A 252-nucleotide genomic window follows, 5' to 3' on the forward strand; every position below is an offset into this window, starting at 1 on the left:
AGCTAGTGAAGTGGTTGAATGGGCGTTATATATCGCTAAAAACAAAATAGCTATTGATGTACCTGGTTCTGGAATGGGAGCACAATGCTGGGATTTACCTAATTATTTACTCGATAAATATTGGGGATTTAGAACATGGGGAAATGCTGATGCTATGGCTCAGAAATCTAATTATAGAGGTAGAGATTTCAAGATAATTAGAAATACAAAAGACTTTGTACCACAACCAGGCGACTGGGGTGTTTGGACTGG

The 252-nt window shown here is 38.5% G+C and carries 1 pseudogene; it reads left to right on the forward strand.

Annotated features, from left to right (window positions below):
- A pseudogene (locus FPQ13_RS13875) lies at positions 1-252 on the forward strand (CHAP domain-containing protein); the annotation flags it as partial.

The organism is Allobacillus salarius (genome assembly GCF_007559425.1).
GTDB classification, from domain to species: Bacteria; Bacillota; Bacilli; order Bacillales; family Alkalibacillaceae; genus Allobacillus; species Allobacillus salarius.